At 68.1% G+C, this 3,732-nt stretch carries 3 protein-coding genes; all 3 read right to left on the minus strand.

From position 1 onward, the window contains the following. Positions 1-520 precede the first annotated feature (520 nt). Positions 521-2,638 carry a hypothetical protein gene (locus tag IF02_RS32850; protein WP_158708598.1) on the minus strand — a complete coding sequence of 706 codons (2,118 nt, stop codon included), beginning with the start codon at positions 2,636-2,638 and terminating at the stop codon, positions 521-523. 301 nt (positions 2,639-2,939) lie between these two features. Next, positions 2,940-3,230, minus strand: coding sequence for a hypothetical protein (locus IF02_RS0131895; protein ID WP_030163278.1), 291 nt, complete (start codon positions 3,228-3,230; stop codon positions 2,940-2,942). After that, complete coding sequence (locus IF02_RS0131900; RefSeq protein WP_051696693.1) at positions 3,227-3,583, minus strand: DUF6247 family protein; 357 nt, start codon at positions 3,581-3,583, stop codon at positions 3,227-3,229. Before IF02_RS0131900 ends, IF02_RS0131895 begins: the two co-directional genes overlap by 4 nt. Positions 3,584-3,732 lie beyond the last annotated feature (149 nt).

The following is a 3,732-nucleotide window of genomic DNA, read 5'->3' on the forward strand; positions in this document are numbered from 1 at the left end:
ACACGCACTTAGAGCGGGTCAATCATGTCGGAATATGACCGACTGACCACTGCGTCCTCGCTGTGTTTTTTCGCCTGCAAGCATCACCCGAAGGCGACCTCACAGGTCTTTTCAAAGGAACCTCATCCACCGAAGTGGACGGGGTATCAACTTCTGGCGTTGATTTTTGGCACGCTGTTGAGTTCTCAAGGAACGGACGCTTCCTTTCCCGGTCGAAGCGGGATTTGCTTTCCAGGTCTGCGCTTTCGCGTTTCCCTTTCCGGCGAGTCCGACTCTATCAGAAGTTTTCCACCGGATTTCCCGGCTTCAGATTCCTGGATGAGGAGTCGAGTACGTACCCGCAGAATTCGATTCCGTGGGTACGAGGGGGGTCTTGCTGATGGCCGCCGAACTTGTGCAGTTCCAGGCAACCGTTCGACTCTACAACTGGCCCCCCGAGGTGTCAAAACGAGCGCGGCCCGGGGCCCTCGCGGGCCCCGGGCCGCCGGGAGACCTCACACGTCAAGCCCCCCGCACCACGTCACGGGCGTCCGCGTCCCGCCGGGAACGTGGCACCGGTGAGGGTGACCGCGCCCGTCGCCTTGAGCGGGGCTCCCTGGCCATCCGCCGGGGTGGCCAGCAGCGTCCATTCGTACGCGCCGTTCATCACGACACGGCCCGCCTGGTCTTTCCCGTCCCACGCCAGGTCGACCACACCGCGCGTCTCGCCACCGGTGCGCACGACGGTCGTGATGCCCGAGGTCTTGTTCCGCGCCATCAGCTTCCACGAGGACGCCGGCTTGGAGAGCCACCAGCGGGCCTGCCGGCTGCCGGCCGTCTTGGCGTCCAGAGTGCCGGGGACGTTCTGGTCGATCACGGCGAGCGGCAAGGCTGCGCCGGTGACCCCCACGACGTGAAGGGTCTCCTCCTGGTCGAGGTAGGCCAGGCGGCCGCCGAAGCGGTCGACAGCCCAGTCGGTGATGTTGTTGCCCGGGTACCCGAAGGCCTGGTGTTCCCTCACCAGCGCACCGGAGCGCAGGTTGTAGACGCTCACCACGCCGTGGTTCTCGTGAACCACGTAACCGTCGCCGAGCGCGACGAGGCCGAGCGGCCGTTCGGCGACGAAGGGCAGCGGGATCAGCCGCCCGATCTGAGCCTGGTACGCAGCCGCCCCGGCCCCGTCGGCGGAGCAGGTCGAGTAGAACCAGTCGCCGTTCGCCCGGAGCTCATACGGACGGCAGCCCGACTGCAGGTCGACGCGGCGGACGACCTGGCCGGTCCGCAGATCCGTGGCCGCCGCGACGCCCTTGTCACCCTCGGGCTGCCAGAGCAGAGAACCCCAGAGTCCCGCAGCCGAGGTGGGCTTGATGTCCAGGACCTTGCCGGCGTCGATGTCGAGGACCAGCGACCGGGGGACATCGTCGACCTCTGCGCTCACCAACAGATAGCGGCCGGAGGCGCTGACGATTCTGGCGTGCGACAGTTCGCCGGGGAGTTTCACGGTCCGGTGGGCGCCACCGGTGCGGGCATCCCGGATGTGGACCGTCACCGCGCACCGGGACGAGCACCCGTTCGCAGCCGCCATCCCGACGATCCGGCCGTCACCTGTTGCGGCGGTTCCACCGAACCGGCTGGCGGCTTCGGGACAGAAGGGATCGGTCTTCGAGCGGTCACAGCGCCACACGGGAGCCTGGGTGATCGACGGCGGACCCGAGACGGAGGTCCGGTAGCCCAGCACGGACTCGGTGCTGTCCACCTGCAATGCGGAGAGCTCGCCCTGGGCGATGGCGATGCTCCGCCGGTCCGTGGGTCGGGCCGGAACGGCCAGCGCCTCCTGCACCCGCAGGGCACCCTGGGCATCCGCGGAGATGCGGTGCACGGCCCAGCGGCTGCTGCCGTTGACGGTGGAGAGCCCGTAGGCACTGCCGTCGGCACCGAGGACCAACGACCCGTCCAACTGGTCCAGTACGGGTCGCGGTGCACTGCCGTCACTCGGATAGGCCTTCACGACCGGGTCGGAGCCGTCTCCCGCGTCCGCGATCAGCCAGTCTCCGACTGCCAGGACCCGGCCCGGGTACTTGTCGATCGCCACCGTACGAACCACGGCAGGGTCGGTTCTGGACACCATGATGGCCTTGTCGAATTGGACCATGGCGATCCACTTCGACCCGAGTCCCACATGGTTGTACGTGCTGCCCCCACCGGGAGCTTCGGGGAGCTCCTTCAACGTGGCCGTGGCGTAATCGAGGATCCCGTGCCGGTGCTTGCCTTCCGCACCGTCGCCCCAGTACTCGACGAGGGCGCCCCGTGCGTCCGAATCCAGCACGGCATAGGAACTCATCGCCTCGACGCCTGTGACCGGCACGTCCTTGCGGGGCTCGTTCGCACGACCGAGCAGGTGGAGCAGCCAGTGTCCGTCCGCGTCCTTCTCCGAGGCCAGCACCTGGGTCGGCGAGATGGCCGTGGCCCAGGCCCGGTTCTCCCGGGCGGGTACGGACTCGGTCGTCCCCGAGACGTAGTTGCGGATCTTCAGTTCCTTGGCACCCGTGCAGGCGACCTCGTCGCCGAGCCGGGCCTGGCCGTACCCGCAATCGGACGGAATCTTCCGGCCATCGGCACTCCGCCAGGACGTCGGCTCATTGTTGTACCTGTCCGACATCAGCATGCCTGTGCCGGCAGCGCGGAGTATCAGATAGGGCGCGAAGACGCTCGGCGGTGATGCGACCGTCGCCTCACCCCCGGGTGCCGGCGCCGCGGCGGCGGCCGCCGTCGGTGCGGCGCACACCGCGCCGATGCATGTGGCCAGTGCGAGCGCGGCGGCTCCCACGGCACGCGGCATTCTCAACTGCGTTCCCCCCACAGGATGCACGCGGGGGTCTGCAGCGGCCTTCCGCGCCAACTGCTCTGCGCCCCCCGCAAAGTGAGCGGATCGTAGCAGCGGAGAACAGGGAACCTCGAGGTCAGAGGTTGACGCGCTTGAGGTAGACGCGGCTGCGGTGGGGGATGGTCTGGTACCAGAGCATCAGGTGCTCGTCCTCGTACGTACGCAGGCGCATGGGGCTGGGGTCTTCGTAGAGGCTGCCGTCCTTGGGGTCGATGGCCATCGACGCCAGGTCGACCAGGCCCTCCATGACGACGGCGACCAGCTCCTGGTGCTCCGCGGGCATGTCGCCGAGCACCCACAGCCGGCTCGGATCGCACTCCCAGGCCCAGCCGGCCTCGTTCTCCACTCCCTCACCCCGCAGGGTCACTGACCGATCTCCCGCTGGGCCTCGGCGAGGATGCGGCTGCTGGTCTCCATGGCCGCCTGGAACTGCGCCTCCGTGGCGGCCGGATCGCCGGCGGTGCGCTCGGCCTCCAGCAGCGCCGCGGCGCGGGCGGGCCGGCGATGGATGGCCACGTGCGTGGCCCACTTGATCAGGAAGAAGCGGAGCGGGTTGATGGCGCCCGTCTCCGCGGCGCGGTCGAACGCCGCATGGCATTCCCTGTCGAACTCGGCAAGGTGCGCCATGTCGATCCGGCGCACGGCGTCCCGCAGGGCTTCGCGCGTCATGGCCGGCTGGGGGATGAGCGGACCGTCGTCTTCGAGGTGCTGTGCTGTCATCGTGCCTCCAGGGGAACGTGGCCAGGATAGCGACCGGCTCTGTCCGAAGCCCCGTAAACGCAGAAAAGCCCCGTACCGGATACCCGGTACAGGGCTTTTCTACAATGATTGTTCGGCGGCGTCCTACTCTCCCACAGGGTCCCCCCTGC

The sequence above is a fragment of the Streptomyces sp. NRRL S-244 genome, assembly GCF_000717915.1.
Taxonomy (GTDB): Bacteria; Actinomycetota; Actinomycetes; order Streptomycetales; family Streptomycetaceae; genus Streptomyces.